General features: G+C 68.2%; 1 protein-coding gene. It reads left to right on the top strand.

Annotated features, from left to right (window positions below; all coding sequences use genetic code 11):
- The coding region (locus RHBS_RS28020) for a tyrosine-type recombinase/integrase (protein WP_128646939.1) at nucleotides 1-691 on the top strand (691 nt) is incomplete at its 5' end.
- Nucleotides 692-990 lie beyond the last annotated feature (299 nt).

Below are 990 nucleotides of genomic sequence, written 5' to 3'. Positions count from 1 at the left end.
TGCGAGGCGAACCTCGTCGGCGAGGACCTTCGGGAAGTGGCTCGAACGGGTGGGAGCGGTGGCGGTGGCACCGGCGGAACGCCTGGCCGGACCGGCAGGCCACCGCACGTTGCCCGGTGTTCTTCGCCACAGCCAGGCGGCGGACGCATTGGCCGCTGCCGAATCGGGTGCCGCCGAGCTCGAACCCATCGCGCTGCGGGACAGGCTCATCGTCGAGCTGCTGTATGCAACCGGCGTGCGCGTCGGGGAGCTGTGCGGACTCGATGTCGACGATGTGGACACCGAGCGTCGCCTGATCCGCGTGATCGGCAAAGGCAACAAGGAACGCTCGGCTCCCTACGGTGCGCCGGCCGCGCATGCGGTAGAGAACTGGCTGGTCAGCGGCAGGCCCGAACTGGCCTGCGATCGATCCGGTGCGGCATTGCTGTTGGGACGTCGAGGTGGACGGCTCGATCAACGGCAGGCCCGAACGGCGGTACATGCAGTGCTGGACACCGTCCCTGGTGGTCCCAGCCTCGGCCCGCACGGCCTGCGGCACACAGCGGCAACTCACCTGCTCGAAGGAGGAGCCGATCTGAGGGTGGTGCAGGAGCTGCTCGGTCACGCCTCGCTGGCGACCACTCAGATCTACACACACGTGTCGGTCGAACGGCTGAGGGCCGTGCACGATCAGGCTCATCCCCGAGCGTGAGCCGAGCGTCGGCGGCACAACGTTTGGTAGCGTCGTGAGCGACTGACTACACCGAATACGGGGGACCGTGGACCGCGACCGACCGCAAGGTACTTCGGAGACGTGGTCCATGCATGTCCGTAACGGCTCTGCCGCCGACCATCAGAATCCCCCTGCTCGGTCGGACAGTGCACGCGACAACGGCAGCGGGCCCGTATCGTCGGATTCGATGTCCACTCCCCGCTCGACGCCTCGGCAGCCGCCGCCCTGGCAGACACCCGACTCGGGCGACCGTCGGCCCCTGCCGCCGCGATACAACC

The sequence above is a fragment of the Rhodococcus sp. BS-15 genome (assembly GCF_000813105.1).
Lineage (GTDB): Bacteria > Actinomycetota > Actinomycetes > Mycobacteriales > Mycobacteriaceae > Rhodococcoides.
Note: the sequence above shows the minus strand (reverse complement) of the source record. Positions and strands in the feature narration are given on the sequence as shown.